Origin of the sequence: Rhodanobacter sp. C01 (assembly GCF_002001045.1) — a bacterium.
Lineage (GTDB): Bacteria > Pseudomonadota > Gammaproteobacteria > Xanthomonadales > Rhodanobacteraceae > Rhodanobacter.
Genome location: NZ_MUNR01000005.1, coordinates 253,765 through 271,399, shown reverse-complemented (window position 1 = coordinate 271,399; position 17,635 = coordinate 253,765). Strand labels below are relative to the sequence as shown.

15 protein-coding genes are annotated in these 17,635 nt (G+C 60.3%); 11 read left to right on the top strand and 4 right to left on the bottom strand.

What is annotated here, in order from left to right:
- Positions 1-19: 19 nt before the first annotated feature.
- Together B0E50_RS02585 and B0E50_RS02580 are read right to left on the bottom strand one after the other, a co-directional pair.
- The gene (locus B0E50_RS02585; RefSeq protein WP_077439512.1) at positions 20-952 is read right to left on the bottom strand and encodes a glycosyltransferase family 2 protein; all 933 of its coding nucleotides are present in this window, start codon (positions 950-952) and stop codon (positions 20-22) included.
- The gene (locus B0E50_RS02580) at positions 945-1,931 is read right to left on the bottom strand and encodes a glycosyltransferase family 2 protein (protein WP_077439511.1); all 987 of its coding nucleotides are present in this window, start codon (positions 1,929-1,931) and stop codon (positions 945-947) included. The genes B0E50_RS02585 and B0E50_RS02580 overlap by 8 nt, the downstream gene beginning before the upstream one ends.
- Positions 1,932-2,211: 280 nt before the next feature.
- Between B0E50_RS02580 and B0E50_RS02575 the strand changes: the two genes are divergently transcribed.
- The 10 genes from B0E50_RS02575 (at position 2,212) to B0E50_RS02530 (ending at position 14,745) form a co-directional block, all read left to right on the top strand.
- Entirely contained in the window at positions 2,212-2,958 is a 747-nt protein-coding gene (locus B0E50_RS02575) for an electron transfer flavoprotein subunit beta/FixA family protein (RefSeq protein WP_077439510.1), read from the top strand.
- A 104-nt stretch (positions 2,959-3,062) separates the two neighbouring features.
- Complete coding sequence (locus tag B0E50_RS02570; RefSeq protein ID WP_077439509.1) at positions 3,063-4,007, top strand: FAD-binding protein; 945 nt, start codon at positions 3,063-3,065, stop codon at positions 4,005-4,007.
- 206 nt (positions 4,008-4,213) lie between these two features.
- The gene (locus tag B0E50_RS02565; protein ID WP_256364083.1) at positions 4,214-5,671 is read left to right on the top strand and encodes a UbiA family prenyltransferase; all 1,458 of its coding nucleotides are present in this window, start codon (positions 4,214-4,216) and stop codon (positions 5,669-5,671) included.
- A complete protein-coding gene (locus B0E50_RS02560) occupies positions 5,671-6,975 on the top strand; it encodes an FAD-binding oxidoreductase (protein WP_077439508.1) in 1,305 nt (434 codons plus the stop codon). Before B0E50_RS02565 ends, B0E50_RS02560 begins: the two co-directional genes overlap by 1 nt.
- Positions 6,976-6,977: 2 nt before the next feature.
- Entirely contained in the window at positions 6,978-7,715 is a 738-nt protein-coding gene (locus B0E50_RS02555) for an SDR family oxidoreductase (RefSeq protein ID WP_077439507.1), read from the top strand.
- Between the two features lie 14 nt (positions 7,716-7,729).
- Entirely contained in the window at positions 7,730-8,680 is a 951-nt protein-coding gene (locus B0E50_RS02550; RefSeq protein ID WP_077439506.1) for an NAD-dependent epimerase/dehydratase family protein, read from the top strand.
- Positions 8,681-8,810: 130 nt separating this feature from the next.
- A complete protein-coding gene (locus B0E50_RS02545; RefSeq protein ID WP_077439505.1) occupies positions 8,811-11,099 on the top strand; it encodes a hypothetical protein in 2,289 nt (762 codons plus the stop codon).
- The gene (locus tag B0E50_RS02540) at positions 11,092-12,396 is read left to right on the top strand and encodes an NAD(P)/FAD-dependent oxidoreductase (protein ID WP_077439504.1); all 1,305 of its coding nucleotides are present in this window, start codon (positions 11,092-11,094) and stop codon (positions 12,394-12,396) included. The genes B0E50_RS02545 and B0E50_RS02540 overlap by 8 nt, the downstream gene beginning before the upstream one ends.
- Entirely contained in the window at positions 12,393-12,854 is a 462-nt protein-coding gene (locus B0E50_RS02535; protein ID WP_077439503.1) for a GtrA family protein, read from the top strand. The genes B0E50_RS02540 and B0E50_RS02535 overlap by 4 nt, the downstream gene beginning before the upstream one ends.
- A 1-nt stretch (position 12,855) precedes the next feature.
- On the top strand, positions 12,856-14,745 hold the full coding sequence (locus tag B0E50_RS02530) for a hypothetical protein (RefSeq protein WP_077439502.1): 1,890 nt from the start codon (positions 12,856-12,858) through the stop codon (positions 14,743-14,745).
- A gap of 66 nt (positions 14,746-14,811) precedes the next feature.
- Here B0E50_RS02530 and B0E50_RS02525 read toward each other — a convergent pair whose 3' ends face one another.
- Together B0E50_RS02525 and B0E50_RS02520 are read right to left on the bottom strand one after the other, a co-directional pair.
- On the bottom strand, positions 14,812-15,744 hold the full coding sequence (locus B0E50_RS02525) for a lysylphosphatidylglycerol synthase domain-containing protein (RefSeq protein ID WP_168170793.1): 933 nt from the start codon (positions 15,742-15,744) through the stop codon (positions 14,812-14,814).
- Entirely contained in the window at positions 15,728-16,351 is a 624-nt protein-coding gene (locus B0E50_RS02520) for a methyltransferase domain-containing protein (RefSeq protein WP_077439500.1), read from the bottom strand. Before B0E50_RS02520 ends, B0E50_RS02525 begins: the two co-directional genes overlap by 17 nt.
- 316 nt (positions 16,352-16,667) lie before the next feature.
- Between B0E50_RS02520 and B0E50_RS02515 the strand changes: the two genes are divergently transcribed.
- Positions 16,668-17,627, top strand: a complete 960-nt coding sequence (locus tag B0E50_RS02515; RefSeq protein ID WP_077439499.1) for a glycosyltransferase family 2 protein — start codon at positions 16,668-16,670, stop codon at positions 17,625-17,627.
- Positions 17,628-17,635: the final 8 nt, after the last annotated feature.

Here is a 17,635-nt window from a genome sequence, read left to right as displayed (position 1 = left end):
AGATCACTCCCGACGGGATTCATTTTGGCAGCAGTGTGGCTGGACATGCGCCGTCACTGCCGCGCATGCCATCCCACAGCCCGCGCAACATGCAGCGCAGGTTACGCAACCGCGGCCCGATCAGCACGCCGAACAGGAACAGCTTGGCCAGCACCCGCGGCATGTCCTGGGCAATCCACAGGCGGGGCGTATGTGGCATGCGGTACAGCAGCAGCCGGTTACGCATCATGTAGTACAGCCGCAGCGGCCCATGCACCACGACCTGGCTGCCGAAAGGAAGCGCACGGCGCGCATCGCCCAGCCGATGATGCATCGTCGCCGAGCACACGCCATACAGTGCATAGCCCTGCGCGCGCGCGCGGAACCCCCATTCCAGGTCCACGTTGTCGATGAACAACCCCGCATTCATCGGGCCGACCCGATCGAGCACCGCCAGCGGAATCAGCGCACCCGAGCTGATCAGGAAATCACAGGCAATGTGCTGCGTGGCGTTCTCGCACCAGAGTTTGCGATTCAGCGGGAAGCCGATGCGCACAAAGGGCGCATCCCCATCCTCGCGCATGTCATGGAACCTCGGCCCCACCGCAGCCACCTGACTTGTCGCCGCCAGCATCTGCAAAGCCTGCAACAGGGTCGCCACCATGCCATCTCCTGGCTGGCTGTCCTGATCCAGCAGCAATACATGGCCGTATCCGTTCGAACGGGCCCACGCGATCCCGATATTCTGCGCGGCCGCCAGCCCCCTATTGTGCGACTGACCCAGCAATGCCCCGCCCCGACCCTGCAAAGCCTCCTTCAGCACCGATTGCCAGTCGCCGCTGCTCGCATTGTCGACCAGCACCACCGCGCCAACCTGCGGCGCCACGGCATCAATCAGGCTCGCAATGGCGCTGGGGTCCGGGTGATAGCTCACGATCACTGCGCAAACGTCGGTCACCGAAAGCCTAGTCATGACGCAATAGATCCCGCAGCATCGAGCGGCCACCCGTGCCATAGCGGCGATAACAGCCCGCCCGCGCCTCGCGCAGGACCGGCAGCAGGCGCTGCCAGCGCGGCAGGTGGCCAATCGCCACCCGTCGCTCGAAATGCGAGCGCTTGTGATGAATCTGCGCGGCGCGATCGACACCGTCGCTGAATCCAGCCCGCCCAAGGAACTCCTCGAGCCACCGCAACCTCGTCGCCTCGTTTGACAACAGGCGGCCACGTGGCAGCAGCAGGTCCTGCCATTTCATCGCGAGCGTACGCCGGCGCGCACCGATCTGGTTGCCGCCATGCTGGCGATAGTCGATCAGCGGCGCGTCGATGAAATCGATCCGGCCACTTGCCGCCGCGACGGCAGTCAGCCATTCGTCGTGAATCCAGTCCTGTGCCACCGGCAATGCCAGAGAGACCAGTTCGCGCCGCAACGCTGCCGTGGCACCGGTCACGAAGCTGCGGCGCAGAACCACCTCGAACGCACGACCCTCGTGGATCGCCCGCTTCTCCTGCGACGTCACCTGCAAGGCGTCGAACAGCGAGCACTGCAGGGACTCACCATGCGCATCCACTAGCCGCGCATCGCTGTGCAGCAAGAGCAATTGCGGATCATTCGCGAAACATGCAGCCATCCTGGCCAGCTTGTCAGAGCGCCAGACATCGTCCTGGTCGCACAGGAACAATATGTCGCCACTCGCCTCCCGCAGGCCTGCCGAAAAATTCCCGACGTAGCCGAGATTGCCCGGATTGCATCGGAGCTTCACGGCAATGCCGGCAGCTTGCGCTCGCTCCGCAAACGTCTGCAGGATGTCCAACGTGGCATCGGTCGAGCCATCGTCACCAATCACGATCTCGTCGGGAAGGCAGGTCTGTCCCAGCAGGCTGTCCAGCTGCTGCGGCAGGTAGGTGGCCCCGTTGTAGGTGGAGATCACGATGGAAAGGCGGGGTTGCGTCATGCTCACTCGTTGCTGCAGATAGCCAGGCCGTCACGATGACGCCATCAATATGAACCGAGTCGACCATTACCGGCCGTCATCCCCGGGCAAACGGCACACCCCGTGCCAACTCTCATGCCGGTTGGCGCCACATCATACTGAAATGACTGCCCCAGGCCCGCCACGGCGCGATCTCACAATGAATACAAGCCATCCTGAGCGATGACACCGGCTCGGGTTAGAATAGTGCGCTGCCTCATTACCGCACGCGCCCCGCAGGCGCCCGTAGAAGGAATCGTTGATGAAAATTCTGGTCGGCTACAAGCGCGTGGTGGATTACAACGTGCGCATCCAGGTCAAACCCGACGGCACCGGCGTGGTGACCGATGGCGTCAAGCTATCCGCCAACCCGTTCGATGACATCGCACTGGAAGAGGCGCTGCGCCTGCGTGAGAAAGGTGTTGCCACGGAAGTCGTGGTGATCGGTATCGGTCCAGCTGATCTCACCGCCCACCTGCGCAATGGCCTGGCGATGGGCGCCAACCGTGCGGTCCACGTCGTCACTGCCGATGCCGTGCAGCCACTGACCGCGGCGCGCGTATTCCTCAAGCTGATCGAGAAGGAACAGCCGGAGTTGGTGATCCTGGGCAAACAGGCGATCGACGACGATGCCAACCAGACTGGCCAGATGCTGGCTGCACTGTGGGACCGCCCGCAGGCCACCTTCGCCAGCAAGGTCGAGATCGCCGATGGCAAGGCCACGGTGACCCGCGAGGTCGATGCCGGCCTGGAAGTGATCGAGGCTGAATTGCCGGCGGTGATCACCACCGACCTGCGCTTGAACGAGCCACGCTTCATCAAGCTGCCGGACATCATGAAGGCGAAGTCCAAGCCAATCGACACACTCGAGCTCGACTCGCTCGGTGTCGAGACGCACGACCACCTGAAGACCACGCACTACGCCGCGCCGGCCAAGCGCAGCAAGGGCGTGATGGTGAAGGACGCCGCCGAACTGGTCACCGCGCTGAAGCAGAAAGGCCTGCTGTAATCCCCATCCCTGAGTAGGCGCCCACCCTGTGGGCGACGCTTTTCGCCACGCCATCAAGAGCAGCGCCCACAGGGCGGCTCCTACCAAAAGCTTTGGAGACACCCATGAGCAAGATCCTGGTCATTGCCGAACACCTCGGCGGCAAACTCAACTCATCCACCGCACGCGCGGTGAGCGCCGCGATCGCGGTGAAGGGCGAAACCATCGACGTGCTGGTGCTCGCCGACCATGCCGACGCGATTGCAGCCGAGGCCGCAAAGATCGACGGCGTGAGCCGCGTGCTCACTGTCACCCGCGCCGAGAACGCGCATGCGCTGGCCGCCGTGCTGGCACCGCAGATCGCCAGGGCCGCCGTCGGCTACAGCCACGTATTCGTCCCCTCAACCACATTCGGCAAGGATGTCGCCCCGCGCGTCGCCGCCCTGCTCGGCGTGGCCCAGGTCAGCGACGTGATGAGCGTGGAAGCCGCGCATACCTTCAAGCGCCCGATCTACGCCGGCAACGCGATCATCACAGTTGAAGCCGACGCCAGCCACACCGTCGTTGCCACGATCCGCTCCGCCTCATGGCCGGCGGCTGGCCATGGCGGCAACAGCGCGCCGATCGAAGCACTGGACATTGACGTATCGTTGCCCGCGCATACCCGTTTCGTCGAGCTGAAACAGGGCAGCAGTGACCGACCCGACCTGCAGAGCGCCGGCAAGGTCGTCTCCGGCGGACGTGGTGTCGGCTCGAAGGAAAACTTCGACATCATCTTCAAGTTCGCGGACAGGATCGGTGCCGCCGTCGGTGCCTCACGCGCCGCCGTCGACGCCGGCTACGTACCCAGCGACCTGCAGGTCGGCCAGACCGGCAAGATCATCGCCCCCGAGCTGTACATGGCGATCGGCATTTCCGGCGCGATCCAGCACCTGACCGGCATCAAGGATGCCGGCACCATCGTAGCGATCAACAAGGACAGCGAGGCGCCGATCTTCGAGATTGCCGACCTTGGCCTGGTCGGAGATCTGTTCAAGATCATTCCGGAGTTGGAACAGGCGCTTGGCTAAGTTTCACAGGCGACCGGGTCATCGATTCGATGCCTCCGCCATGCGCTTTCAAGCATTGACGGTATCAGTTGATCCAGATGGAAAGAGAAATATCGAGCATGTCGTGACAGCTGAAAGTATTCAGTAGATCCCAACTGTTTGGCGCGCTGTCTGGGCTGTTGCCAGTGCCGTAGCAGGGCCTATTTGCATAGATAGAGAGAATGTGGATGAACAAGGCGCCAATGGATGAAGCCTCGGCCATGCAGGAAGATGCAGCTGTGCTGCTGTGTATCGACCTGGACGGGACCCTCATCCGCTCAGACCTGCTCGTGGAGTCCGCGCTGGCGTTGATCGCACGCAATCCGCTCACCATGTTCGCCATGCTCATATGGCTGATGCGGGGCAAGGCATTCCTCAAGCATCAGATAGCCCGGCGCATCGAACTTGACGCCTCCACACTTCCTTATAACGGTGAAGTGCTCGATTGGGTTCGTGCACAGCAGAAACTGCGCACCGTCATACTCTGCACGGCCTCGGATCGTCGCCTCGCGGAATCGGTCGCACAGCATGTCGGTGGATTCAGTGCCGTGCTTTCCAGCGACGGCAGGCACAACCTTTCAGGAAGTAACAAGGCCCATGCCTTGGTGGCGCTCTACGGCGACCGCGGGTTCGACTACGCCGGCAACGCCATTGTCGATTTGAAAGTGTGGCGCCATGCGCGCTCCGCGGTCGTGATCGAGTCAGGCACGAAGCTGGCTTCAGCAGCAGCCCATGTGACCCGGGTCGATCGAAGCTTCGCCATTCCGCGCTCTTCGCTGCGACTTTGGGCAAAGGCTCTGCGCATGCACCAGTGGGTCAAGAACCTGCTGGTGTTCCTGCCGATGCTGGCCGCGCATCGCGTGCTGGATCCCGTCGCCGGCGTGAACTCGCTGCTTGCGTTCCTGTGCTTCGGACTGTGTGCTTCCAGTGTCTACCTGACCAACGACCTGCTCGACCTGGGCGCTGACCGCCTGCATCCGCGCAAACGCCACCGACCGTTCGCGGCTGGCACTCTGCCGCTGGTGGCGGGGCCGATTGCAGCGGTTGCGCTGCTGCTCGTCGGTTTTGTGCTGGCCTGGTTCGTCGCACCAGCCTTTCTGGCCGTGTTGTTCGGCTACTACGTGCTCACCACCGGCTATTCACTTCGCTTCAAGCGCATCGTGATGCTGGACGTGGTGGTACTGGCCATGCTCTACACCACCCGAATTCTTGCTGGCGCCGCAGCGGTCAGGACTTTTCCTTCCTTCTGGCTGCTCGCCTTTTCGATGTTCATCTTCCTCAGCCTGGCAATGATCAAGCGCTATACCGAACTTGCCTCTGCACTCAAGCTCGGCAAGGTGACGGCGAGCGGACGCGGCTACGACGTGGACGACATCCCGTTGATCCAGTCGCTTGGTGGCTCCAGCGGCTATCTGGCAGTACTGGTATTGGCGCTGTATATCGACAGCACAGCGAGTCAGGCGCTTTACCGGCATCCGCATTACCTGTGGCTGCTGTGCCCACTGCTGCTTTATTGGATCAGCCGGGCCTGGGCGATCGCCCATCGGGGCATCATGCACGACGATCCGGTCGTCTTCGCCGTGAAGGACAAGATAAGCCTGCTGCTGCTGGTCCTTGCGGCGATCATCGTCTTCGCAGCCGTCTGATGAGCGCCGGCGGGCACTCCTGGGGGCGTTACCCACAGGTCAACCAGACCGTGGTCGACCTGACTGATCGCCATCGGCAACTCCCTGCCGTGGGTGGCTCGCTGCTTCCCTACGGTAATGGCAGGAGCTATGGCGACAGCTGCCTCAATGCAGGCAACATCGTGCTGCGCACCCGGGCGCTCGACCACTTCATCGCTTTCGACACGGGTACCGGTGTGCTCGAGTGCGAGGCAGGGCTTCTGCTGTCCCAGATCCTCGACCTGGTGGTGCCGCAGGGCTGGTTCGTGCCGGTCACGCCTGGCACCCGGTTCGTCACGATCGGTGGCGCCATCGCCAACGACGTGCATGGCAAGAACCACCACCGCGCAGGCAACTTCGGACGGCACGTGCTGGAGCTGGAGCTGCTGCGCTCCGACGGCAGTCGGCGCATCTGCAGCCGAAACGAGAACCCCGAATGGTTTGCCGCCACGGTTGGCGGGCTTGGCCTGACCGGCCTGATTACCCGCGCCAGCATCCAGCTGCGGCGCATTGCCGGCCCATGGATGAGCACGGAAGTGCATCGTTTCGACAATCTGGCCGGCTTTTTCCGGCTCTCGGAGCAATCGGATCGCGACTACGAATACACAGTAGCCTGGATCGATTGCCTGGCCAGGGGCAAAGCTCTCGGACGCGGGCTGTTTACCCGGGCCAATCACGCGCCAGCCCACCCCGACCGGCGGCCGCCGGCATCCGCAAGTCGGTTGCGCATGCCATTCACGCCACCGTTGTCACTGGTCAACCGGCTGACCTTGCGCAGCTTCAACACCCTGTACTACTACCGGCAGCGCAGGCCCGTGGTCCACGCGACCACGCATTACGAGCCGCATTTCTATCCGTTGGACGGCATCGGTGAATGGAACCGCATCTACGGGCCGCGCGGCTTCATGCAGTACCAGTGCGTGGTCCCGCCGGTCGATGCTGACCGCCGCATCGCGCAGCTGCTCGAGGTGATCGCCGCGTCAGGCAGAGGTTCGTTCCTGGCCGTACTCAAGCAGTTTGGAAATCTTGCCTCGCCGGGCATGCTGTCCTTTCCGAGACCAGGCACCACGCTGGCGCTGGACTTCCCGAATCAGGGCACGCGTACCCTGACGCTGCTGGACCGCCTCGACGATGTCGTCGCCGCGGCAGGCGGCGCGGTCTATCCAGCCAAGGATGCACGCATGTCCGGCGCGCATTTCCGCCAATACTTCCCGGCCTGGGAAGCCTTCCGCCCGTTTGTCGACCCGCATTTCTCGTCCAGCTTCTGGCGCCGGGTCATGGAGTGAACATGCTCAACGTACTCATCATCGGCGCCACGTCCGCCATCGCAGAAGCCACCGCGCGATGCTACGCCGCCCGAGGCGCGAGGCTGTTCCTGATCGCGCGCGATGCCGCCAGGCTGGCCGACATCGCCGCCGACCTGCGCGTTCGCGGCGCCGTGGGCGTTGACCACGCGACGCTCGATGTCACCAGGCTCGACGCCCATGCCGACGTGCTCGAACGGGCATGGACAACGCTGGGTTGTATCGACGTGGTGCTGATCGCCCACGGCACCCTGCCGGACCAGGGTGCCTGCGAGAATTCGGTGGAAACCGCACTGGCGGAATTCGCCATCAACGGCACCGCCACCATAGCCCTGATGACCGCGATTGCTCCGCGGCTCGAGGCCCAACGGCGCGGCGTGCTGGCAGTCATCTCCTCCGTCGCTGGCGATCGCGGCCGGCAGAGCAACTACCTCTATGGCGCCGCCAAGGCTGCCGTCAGCACCTTTGCCAGCGGCCTGCGTCAGCGCCTGGCCAAAGTCGGTGTCAATGTGTTGACCATCAAGCCGGGCTTTGTCGATACCCCGATGACCCGCAACTTCCGCAAGGGCGCGCTATGGGCCAAACCCGAGGCGATTGCCCGTGGCATTGTGCGCGCCGCCGATCGCGGCCGCAGCGTGGTGTATCTGCCGGGATTCTGGTTACCCATCATGCTGATCATCCGCCACATCCCCGAATTCATCTTCAAGCGCATCAAACTGTGATCACGGACCACCCCATGAGCAAGATCGACAAACACGCCAAGCTGGTACTCACCGGCGCTGCCGGGCTGGTGGGGCAGAACCTGATCGTGGAGTTGAAAGCACAGGGCTATACACAGCTTGTTGCGATCGACAAGCATGCCTACAACCTGGACATCCTGCGCAAGTTGCATCCCGACGTGACCACCGTGCAGGCCGACCTCGCCGAGGACGGTGACTGGACGCAGACATTTGCCGGCGCCGCTTGCGTCGTGCAACTGCACGCCCAGATCACCGGCAAGTCACCAGATCTTTTTGTGCGCAACAATCTCGATGCCACCGCCAAGGTGCTCGATGCCGTAGGTCAGCATGCGGTGCCCTATCTGGTGCACATCAGCTCGTCGGTGGTGGTATCAGTGGCTGACGACGACTATACCCGCACCAAGAAAGCCCAGGAAAAAATGGTGGTCGAGAGCGGCATACCGCATTGCGTGTTGCGCCCCACCCTGATGTTCGGCTGGTTCGACCCCAAGCACCTGGGCTGGTTGTCGCGGTTCATGGCCAGGACTCCCGTATTCCCGATTCCCGGCGACGGCCGCTACATGCGCCAGCCACTATACGAGCGCGACTTCTGCCGCTGTATCGTACGTTGCATCGAGACCCAGCCGGCCGGAAACATCTACGACGTGGTCGGTGACACCCGAATCGACTACGTGGATATCATCAAGGCAATCAAACGCGCAAAAAACCTGCATACCCTGATAGTGCATATTCCCTACGGCTTATTCCATCTGCTGCTGCGTATCTACGCGATATTCAGCGGCAAGCCGCCGTTTACCGCTGATCAGCTCAAGGCGCTGACGGCCGGTGATGAATTTCACGGCGTGGATACCGAGCAGGTGTTCGGCGTGCGGCAAACACCCTTCGACGAAGCCATTCGCGAGAGCTACTGCGACCCTCGCTACTCGGGCATCGTTTTGCAACGGTGATGAGGTCTGTTGCACCGCCAAAAGCATGTGCCATCGAGGCAACCACTCATCTTGTTCGGCTTCAGCACATTGAATGATGCCGTGCACCGACACAGATCCGACGCATCACTAACCCGGGAAAATTGACTTCATGTCGAGAAAGAAGTCACTGGTCCACAGCCACCCCACCCGTGGTACCTCGCTGGCCATGCGCCGACTCCTGTGGCTGGCGATCCCGCTGATCACCGGCTTGCTCTTCGCCGTGGCAGCTCACCTGCTGGCGAATCGCACTGCGACGGCCACCGGGGGCTGTGCCCCATCGACTGACCATTACCTCGATGGCCGGCATATGGCACCTGGCAGCGCCATCACCTACTGCAGCCTCGGTGACCGCGACCGCACCTCACTTGCGACCAACTGGCTGCCGCAAGGCACGCGACGTATCGATATCAAAACGGCCGGCTACGGTGCCCAGCAAGAGCAGACGCTGAGTCTCCAGGCCAGCGACGGGCAGAGCATTCCCATACCCTTACCGGCACTGGGCGAGCAATGGACACCCCAGACCATCATTGTTCCATCGACCATGCGCCACCAGTCAATCCGCCTGATGTTGGTGGATGGTTCGGACAAGTTCCGCGGTTGGTCCGGCCTGGGCATCGTGAGCTACTCCAGTGTGCGTGTCGATCTGCAGGTGATGGCCAAGCTGGTCTGGATTCTGGGACTCCTGCAGTTCATGGTGGCCGAGACGGCATTGATGCTCTCACGTCGACTGCCGAAAGATCAGGCCATTGTGGCAACGCTGCTGGCACTCGGTATCGCGAGCTGTGTCACGGTCTGGACCACTTACGCATTCGGAAGAGGCGGCGCATTTGTCGGAATGGCGATCCTGATTGTCCTGCTGGCGCATGCCGCCGCGAGCTTGCAGCATGGCAGCGAGTCGCTCGCGGGGAACTTTCACTACTTCAACAAGTTGCTCGCTCCCATATCCAGTTCGGTGCTGCTTGTGTTTGTGCTGTCCCTCTACCCGTTTCCGCAGGACTGGGATACCTGGCAGTACGCGGCCGACCGTTGGCAAAGCCTCCCCATGGATATCTGGTTGCCGAAGTACTTCGCAGACCAGTTGTGGGCCGGGCATGTCGCACATCCCATGATCGGAAGCTGGCTGTCCAGCGACCGGCCACCACTCCAGACAGGCTTTTACCTGATGTTCAAGCCGCTGGCGAAAGCAAGCGGCGCGCTCTATCTGATCCCGGCCATGTGGCTGCAGGCGACCTGTCTCGTGCCGATGTACTTCATCCTGCGGGAATTCCGGAACCGTGTGAACCCCGCATCGATCATCATGCTTATCGTGTTATCGGCGCTATTTCTCTACAACGTCAGCTTTGTCTGGCCAAAGCTGGTTGCAGGGACGTTCTGTGCCATCACCTATCTGGCGCTTTTCTCCATCGCAGATCAGCCTCTTGGCCGAATTGGCAAAGGCATTGCCACAGGTCTTGGCGCATCGCTGGCCATGCTTTCCCATGGCGGCGCTGCGTTCGCCCTGTTCGGCATCTTTGCGACCTACCTGATTGACTCTCATCGCGGCAAGTGGCGGATCATCGCCGTGGCGGGCATTACTGCCCTCCTGTCATACCTGCCGTGGATGCTTTACCAAAAGCTTGCCGACCCCCCTGGTACCCGCCTCATCGCGTGGCAACTCGCGGGCGTTCATGATGTAAGCACCCATGGCGTCGGCTGGGATCTTCGCCATGCCTATGCACAACTGACGCCCGCGCAGTGGCTGCAGGGACGCATTGCCAATCTCGCACAGATTTTCAACGGCAGCATGACGGGCTTTTTCACCGACTTTCTGGGGCTGTTCAGCGAACACTCGGACAAGGCGCGCTTGAATATACTTGTGCATAGTTTTTTCCACACTTTCTATGCACAGTGGTTCTTTTCCCCATCTGTCGCATTGTGCCTGCTCGCCATCGCGTGGCGGCGCATTGGTGCAGTTCGGGCCATGCTGGTTAAGCCGTTCGTCGTGCTTGCGTCCGGACTGACATTCTGGACCCTCGTGATGTTCATGCCCGGCTCGACCATTATTCACCAGGGAGCCTATTTCCTCGACCTTCTGGGACTCATGATCATGGGCGTCCTGACATACGCCGCCAGTGCACGACTTTTCCATCTTCTTCTTGGTCTCAACGCATTCGTCATGGTCACCGTATTCGTCAGGGCCGACAGAATCACGACGTCGGCCCTGCCGCCTCTCCCGATCAATATGCAGAGTCATTTCTGGACCCCTTCCCTGGATTACGCCTACATCGCGATGGTGCTTGCCGCCATGGCGCTCAATTTCCTTGTCATATGGCAGTCCTACCGTCCGAAAGAGCATGCACCGCCCCGCGCAAAATCACCTGCCCTATCCTGCCTGAATCAGAGATTCCAACATGAGTGACATCGAAGCAAAAAGAGAGCATTGCGTAATCCTGGGCGCAGGCCCAATGGGCCTGATGGTTGCCATGGAGTTGCTGAAGCAGGGCAAGTCCGTGGATATCTACGAGCGCGACGACCGCATCGGTGGCATGTCGGCCAGTTTCGATTTCGACGGCCTCGAAATCGAGCGCTACTACCACTTCGTCTGCAAGACGGACTTTGCGCTGTTCCAGCTGCTGGAGGAGCTTGGCCTCTCCGACAAGCTGCACTGGACGGATACCAAGATGGGCTTCTACTACAACGGCAGGTTGTACAAATGGGGCACCCCGTTTGCCCTGCTGGCATTCGACGGGCTTGGCCTCGTCGGCAAGATCCGCTACGGCGTGCACGCCATGTATGCCAAGAGCATCAAGGACTGGCGACCCTTCGACGGCATCACTGCTGTCGCCTGGATCAAGAAGTGGGTGGGCGCGAGAACCTATCAGGTGCTCTGGAAGAGTCTGTTCGAGCTCAAGCTCTTCGAACATGCAGACACCATCTCGGCAGCGTGGATCGGCACGCGCATCAAGCGCGTCGCTCTGTCTCGGCGGAACCTCATGCAGGAATCAATGGGCTATCTGGAAGGTGGCTCGGCCACACTGCTTGAGAAGATGCGGCAGTTCATTGAATCCCGCGGCGGCCGGATCCACCTGAATTCGGGCATCGAGGAGGTCGTTGTTTCCGGGCAGCGCGTGGTCGCAGTGAAGATCGGAGACCAGGAGGTGCCCTGCGACACGGTGATTTCGACTGCCCCCATCCAGTACGTTCCCCGACTGGTTCCAGCGCTGCCCCCGGCGTTCGTGGAGCGGATCAACGCCATCAAGAATATTCCCGTGGCGTGCGTCATCCTCAAGCTGAGGCAACCGCTGTCTGAAAACTTCTGGATGAATATCAACGACGCCAGGATCGACATCCCCGGTCTGATCGAGTACTCCAACCTCACCGGACAGGACACCTCGATCGTCTACGCCCCCTTCTACATGCCCAAGACCCATCCCAAATGGAGTTCGGCCAACGCCGAACTCATTGAAGAGGTCTTGACCTATCTGCCGCGGATCAACCCGCAGTTCAAACGCGAGTGGGTCATGGCAACGCACTGCCACCGCTACGAGTTTGCCCAGACCATCTGTCCGACCGGCTTCTTTGACATGCTGCCGCCCATGCAGACGCCTGTCAGCGGTCTGTTCATGGCCGATACCGGCTATTACTACCCCGAGGATCGCTCGATCAACGAGAGCGTGGCGGTGGCAAAGACGCTGGCGGAAGCCGTACTCGCATGACCAGGATCGGTTCTCCAGAAAGTGTTCCGCCACATGACGTGACCGATGGAAAAACTCCCAACCGGGTGGACCGTCAGTTTCTGCTCTTCCTGATCACGGGCGGATTGGCAGCCTTGGTCAATTTCTTTTCCCGGATAGGTTTCAGTCGCTGGATGGACTACACGCCGGCCATCATCCTGGCCTATGCGTGCGGCATGATCACTGCCTTCGTGCTCAACCGTCTCTTTGTCTTTCGACATTCGATCAACCGCTTGCACCACCAGATGTTCTGGTTCGCCGTGGTCAACCTGTTCGCCGTCGCACAGACGATACTGGTCAGCCTGGTGCTCGCAGAGCTGCTGTTTCCCCGCATGGGCATGACTTGGCACGCGGAGTCGGTTGCGCACGGGATCGGCGTGCTGGTACCGGTGGTAACCAGTTTCCTCGGTCACAAGCACCTGACCTTCCGGACGAGATGAGATGCTGACGACCTCTTCGCAGCAGCCACGCAGGGCTACGATACTCATGCTGGCGGCAGTGGTGATGCTGGCCATAGCTGCTGCCCATTCCTTTTACGTATCCCTGTTCGCGGGTGATCTCCCGTTCTGGGACCAATGGTCGCAAATCAGCGCGGAGCTGGCGCCCTGGTGGCAGGATCATGCGAACCTGCACTTCCTGTTTACCGCGCATAACGAGCACCGCATCTTTTTCACGCGACTGGTCAGCATGGCTCTGCTCGCGATCAATGACGGCCACTGGAGCAACCTGGCCGAGGCGTACATCAACACACTGATTTATTCGTCTGCGCTCGCGTTGCTCTTCGCCTTTTCGGCATGGGATATCCGCTCCACACCGATGCGGCTACTGCTGCTGTTGTGCGTGATTGGCATGGGCTGCCTGCCCTTCGACTGGGAAAACACGCTGGTCGGCTTTCAGAACCAGTTTTACTTCATGCTCGCGGCCGCGACGGCCCTCCTCGCAGTTGCGGCCTACACCACAGATACATGGACAAGACTCTTCGCGCTCCTGGCGCTGGGCCTCGCTTCGCTGTTCACGATGGCTTCCGGACTCATCGCCCCGTTGGCCGCGGCTTTTGTCCTCGTAATGCGTGGCCTGCCGACAAGGGCATGGTCGGTGAGAACCGTTGTGGCCGTCGGCGGCCTGTTGGCGATAACCATGGCGGGATTGCTGCTTTTGCCGCATCTGCCTGGCGATGTACCTATGCAGGCCAAAGGCCTGCCGGAGCATGCGCATGGGATGCTTTTGGCGCTGAACTGGCCGCTTGCCAAAATCAAAGGTGGCCACCCCCTTTTCATGCTGCTCCTCTGGCTGCCAGCTTGCCTGGGATTGACCAGAGTGCTGAGGGGAACCCGGACCAGTCGAGGCGAACTCTTCCTGCTCGGCATTTTGGGCTGGATCGTGCTGCAGGCGTTCGCCATCGCCCATGCCCGAGGCCATGACATGGCTGCCATTCCTTCGCGCTATACCAGCATCCTGGTCGCCGGGGGGCTGGCCAACCTAGCGCTAGGCATGCTTTGGGCGTGTGATCCCGATGCATCGAGTGGCCTTTCCCGTACGTCCAGAATATGGCTGATCGCCACGCTGCCGATACTGTTCTCGATCATGCTGCATCGCACGCATGACGACCTGGCAGGGATGAAGCAAAGAGGAATATTCTCGCTGATCGAGACTGCAAACCTTTCCGGGTTCATTTCCACCGACGACGAGCGCTTCCTGCAACATCCCGGTCTGGAGATCCCCTATCCCTCGGCGAAGGATCTGACCCATTACCTCGCCAATCCGAAAGTGCGCGAGATGGTAACGGCCTCGGTCAGTTCAGCGGCTCGCCCGACTGCCCCATTGTCCGTGCAAGGGCCACTGACCGTATCAGCCAGGGGGCTGCGCCATGAAGAACGTGTCCTGCTCCGGTCACTCAGCGACCGTTCTCCGCAGGTGCAATTCCAGCAAATGCCCGCTGCAATCTCGATCGCAAAAGCATCGGGTGCCCATGGGCAATGCACAGTCGACGCGCTAAACGGCGACAAACCTCTTGCGACGGTCACGATGCACCCGTACGACGCATTCACCCTGCAAGGCTGGATTATCTGGCCTGGCAATCTGGGGCCAGGTAGGGATGTACTTGTACTACGTGGCAAGTCCGATTTCACAATCGAGCTGACTACAAGCGCAGACCGCAAGGACGTGATAAGAGTGATGCGATCTGCGCCCTCACTCACCCGTGGATTTTTTCTGGGCGGTGATCTGGGCGGCGTTGCACCAGACGTCTACTCACCAGCGATCGCAAGAGAATCCTCAGGCGGCTATACCGCTTATTGCGAACTCCCTTTCACCGTGACCGTCAACAGGTGACATGGGCTGCGGAGCAAGGATGGTTTGCAAGTAAAGGGCTGGAGTGCCGAATCGCCAGGCCACTCTTCACGGAATACGCACCCTGGTCGCCGGAGCAGGGCCCAGCCAGAAACCGAGCAGCAACAACACCCCGTCACCACTGAAGGTGACAATTCTGAACGCTGCTGCCAGTAGCAGTATGTCGGACTCCGGCATATGCCCGCGCAACAGCGCGAGGAAAACCATTTCGCGCACCCCGATGCCGGCCGGCGCGCCAATGACCAGAAAACCGACAACCCAGCTTGCCGCCGCCGCCGCCGGCAGCAGCCATATATCCTTGCCATTCGGGATCAATACGCAAGCGGGGATCATCAGTGCCAGTGCCATTGCCGCAAAGAGCAGCAATTGCAGTGGAAGCACCGGCAACAACCATCTCGGCGAATGCAGTGGAAACCACGCCTGCGCTCTCTCGCTCCGTCTCCGCCACCATTGCAAACCCGCAAAGCTGGCACCCAGGCACACACATTCCGCCAGCAACACTTGCCAAGCGCTCAACGTGATATTGAGCGAAGGCAATAACACGCCCATCGCGCTTGCAGCCCATACCAGCGATGCGAGAACCAGAAACCCAGCTTCGCCAAAGGTTGCCAGCAACAAGGCACGATGATTCATCCCGAGTTTGCGCAACAGCAGATGCCGTCCGACGTAATGCCCGATATTGCCAGGAAGATACTTGGCGAACTGCGTGGTTGCATAAGTGGCAAACAAGCCACGGAATGCCGGACGTACTGGCAGCAATGTTGTTTGTAGACAACACCATGCCAATCCCGCGCAGCACAAGCCTGCAACGTATACGGGAACCGCCATAACGATAAACCAGGCGAGACGATCGAAATGTGATGAGTCGAATAGTTGCGTCAGGACGCCCGTGCGCACAAATTCGGCGACGATCCAGCCAATGCCAGCCAGTGCCAGCAGCCCCCCAACGATACGAACCGCTGCCTTAGCGATCTTTGACACGGCAGAGTGCAAGCGTCCACGGAAGCGGTGATCGCACAGCAATAATCTCGAGGCGCCGCTCCAGAAGCTCCAGGAATGATGCGCGCGACCAATGCTGAATATGGCCAGGCGTGTTGCCAAATTCCTTCCAGTAACGCCCTCTTGCCATATTCAGAACACGCCAGACGGGTTCACGCGGCACGCTTACCAGCACGTAATCGCTGCTCAATTCGATCAGGATATCCAGCGCCGCGGCCGGGTCTTCCAGGTGCTCCATGACTTCACAGCAGACAACCAGATCACTAGTCTCGAATTCACCTTTGGCGTCAAGCACGTTCAGCACACGAAAGGGGATGGACACTCCCGCGACCTGAGCTCGACGGCGTGCCTCCTCAACCGCTTCCTGGGCAATGTCGCATCCCTGTACACGCCATCCAGCGGCAGCAAGACGAATGGATAGCTCGCCCTCACCGCAGCCAATTTCCAACGCTGTTCCCACCGGCGAAGCCAATCGCGCAAGATCAGCAAAGGATCGAAGGAATCCCTGCATCATCGCCCTGGCGACGGGATTGCGGGTGTTGTACTTGTCGTAGAAATTGCCTGCCGGTTGCACGACTTTTGAACTCATGGACTACCTCTCTGAATGGCTTCCTCCGGTCACATGAAAGGTGACGTTCGGGAACATTGCCACGGCAACACCAGGCCAATCTTGCCGTTCAATCCGCTTTGCTCGCGGCCGAATTACTGGTCATTTTCAATTCTACCTTGTAAATGCATGGCGACAGACGGCAAAGCAGGATCCATTACTCGCCATTTCCGGCTAATTACTGTGCAATCGCATATGTAACAATCAGGCATACAACATTGATCGCTGCCGGGGCTCGATCAAGTCATTTGTCATTTCCATATCTACTCATGTAGACACGCACACGGCAACAAATAACATGAAACTCATCATCCAGATCCCCTGCTTCAACGAAGCCGATACGCTCGCCATCGCGCTCTCGGAGCTGCCGCGCCAGGTCGATGGCTTCGACACGGTCGAATGGCTGATCATCGATGACGGATCCACCGACAATACCTCCGAGGTGGCGCGCGCCAACGGCGTGCATCACATCGTGCGTCATCGGGTGAATCGCGGTCTCGCCGTCGGCTTCATGTCGGGACTGGAAGCGTGTCTGCAACTGGGTGCCGATGTCATCGTGAATACGGATGCCGACAACCAATACTGCGGCGCCGACATTCCCAAGCTGACCGCACCCGTACTCGCTCACGAGGCTGACATTGTCATCGGCGCAAGGCCCATCAACGAAACAGAACACTTTTCCTGGATCAAGAAAAAGCTGCAACGTCTTGGCAGCTGGGCGGTACGTGTGGCCAGCAAGACCGACGTCGCCGATGCGCCCAGTGGCTTTCGCGCCATGTCCCGCGAGGTCGCGATGCGCCTGAATGTCTTCAATGCATATACCTATACGCTGGAAACCATCATCCAGGCCGGGCAGAGCAATCTGAGAATCCTGTCAGTACCCATCCGCACCAATGGCGACCTGCGCCCCTCACGACTGGTCAAGAGCATACCCAGTTATGTCAAGCGGTCACTGGTGACGATCTTGCGAGTCTTCGTCATCTACAGGCCACTGGCGCTTTTTTTCTATATCGGCTCGAGTTTCATGGCTGTCGGAGTAATGACGATGGCCCGCTTCCTTTACCACTATTTTCACCGTGGCGGCGCCGGACATGTCCAGTCCGTGATTTTTGGATCGATGTGCCTGACCATGGGCATGCTGCTCTACATGATGGGCATCATCGCCGACCTGATTTCCACCAACCGCAAACTGTCGGAAAAAATACTTCTGCAACTCAAGCAGATGGAAAGCACGCGTCAGGAAGGCAACAAGCACTGACAGTCCTC

Bases quoted from the DNA above. Each gene is read 5' to 3' on its own strand.
- B0E50_RS02585 (WP_077439512.1), bottom strand. From the start codon at position 952: ATGACTAGGCTTTCGGTGACCGACGTTTGCGCAGTGATCGTGAGCTAT.
- B0E50_RS02580 (WP_077439511.1), bottom strand. From the start codon at position 1,931: ATGACGCAACCCCGCCTTTCCATCGTGATCTCCACCTACAACGGGGCC.
- B0E50_RS02575 (WP_077439510.1), top strand. From the start codon at position 2,212: ATGAAAATTCTGGTCGGCTACAAGCGCGTGGTGGATTACAACGTGCGC.
- B0E50_RS02570 (WP_077439509.1), top strand. From the start codon at position 3,063: ATGAGCAAGATCCTGGTCATTGCCGAACACCTCGGCGGCAAACTCAAC.
- B0E50_RS02565 (WP_256364083.1), top strand. From the start codon at position 4,214: ATGAACAAGGCGCCAATGGATGAAGCCTCGGCCATGCAGGAAGATGCA.
- B0E50_RS02560 (WP_077439508.1), top strand. From the start codon at position 5,671: ATGAGCGCCGGCGGGCACTCCTGGGGGCGTTACCCACAGGTCAACCAG.
- B0E50_RS02555 (WP_077439507.1), top strand. From the start codon at position 6,978: ATGCTCAACGTACTCATCATCGGCGCCACGTCCGCCATCGCAGAAGCC.
- B0E50_RS02550 (WP_077439506.1), top strand. From the start codon at position 7,730: ATGAGCAAGATCGACAAACACGCCAAGCTGGTACTCACCGGCGCTGCC.
- B0E50_RS02545 (WP_077439505.1), top strand. From the start codon at position 8,811: ATGTCGAGAAAGAAGTCACTGGTCCACAGCCACCCCACCCGTGGTACC.
- B0E50_RS02540 (WP_077439504.1), top strand. From the start codon at position 11,092: ATGAGTGACATCGAAGCAAAAAGAGAGCATTGCGTAATCCTGGGCGCA.
- B0E50_RS02535 (WP_077439503.1), top strand. From the start codon at position 12,393: ATGACCAGGATCGGTTCTCCAGAAAGTGTTCCGCCACATGACGTGACC.
- B0E50_RS02530 (WP_077439502.1), top strand. From the start codon at position 12,856: ATGCTGACGACCTCTTCGCAGCAGCCACGCAGGGCTACGATACTCATG.
- B0E50_RS02520 (WP_077439500.1), bottom strand. From the start codon at position 16,351: ATGAGTTCAAAAGTCGTGCAACCGGCAGGCAATTTCTACGACAAGTAC.
- B0E50_RS02515 (WP_077439499.1), top strand. From the start codon at position 16,668: ATGAAACTCATCATCCAGATCCCCTGCTTCAACGAAGCCGATACGCTC.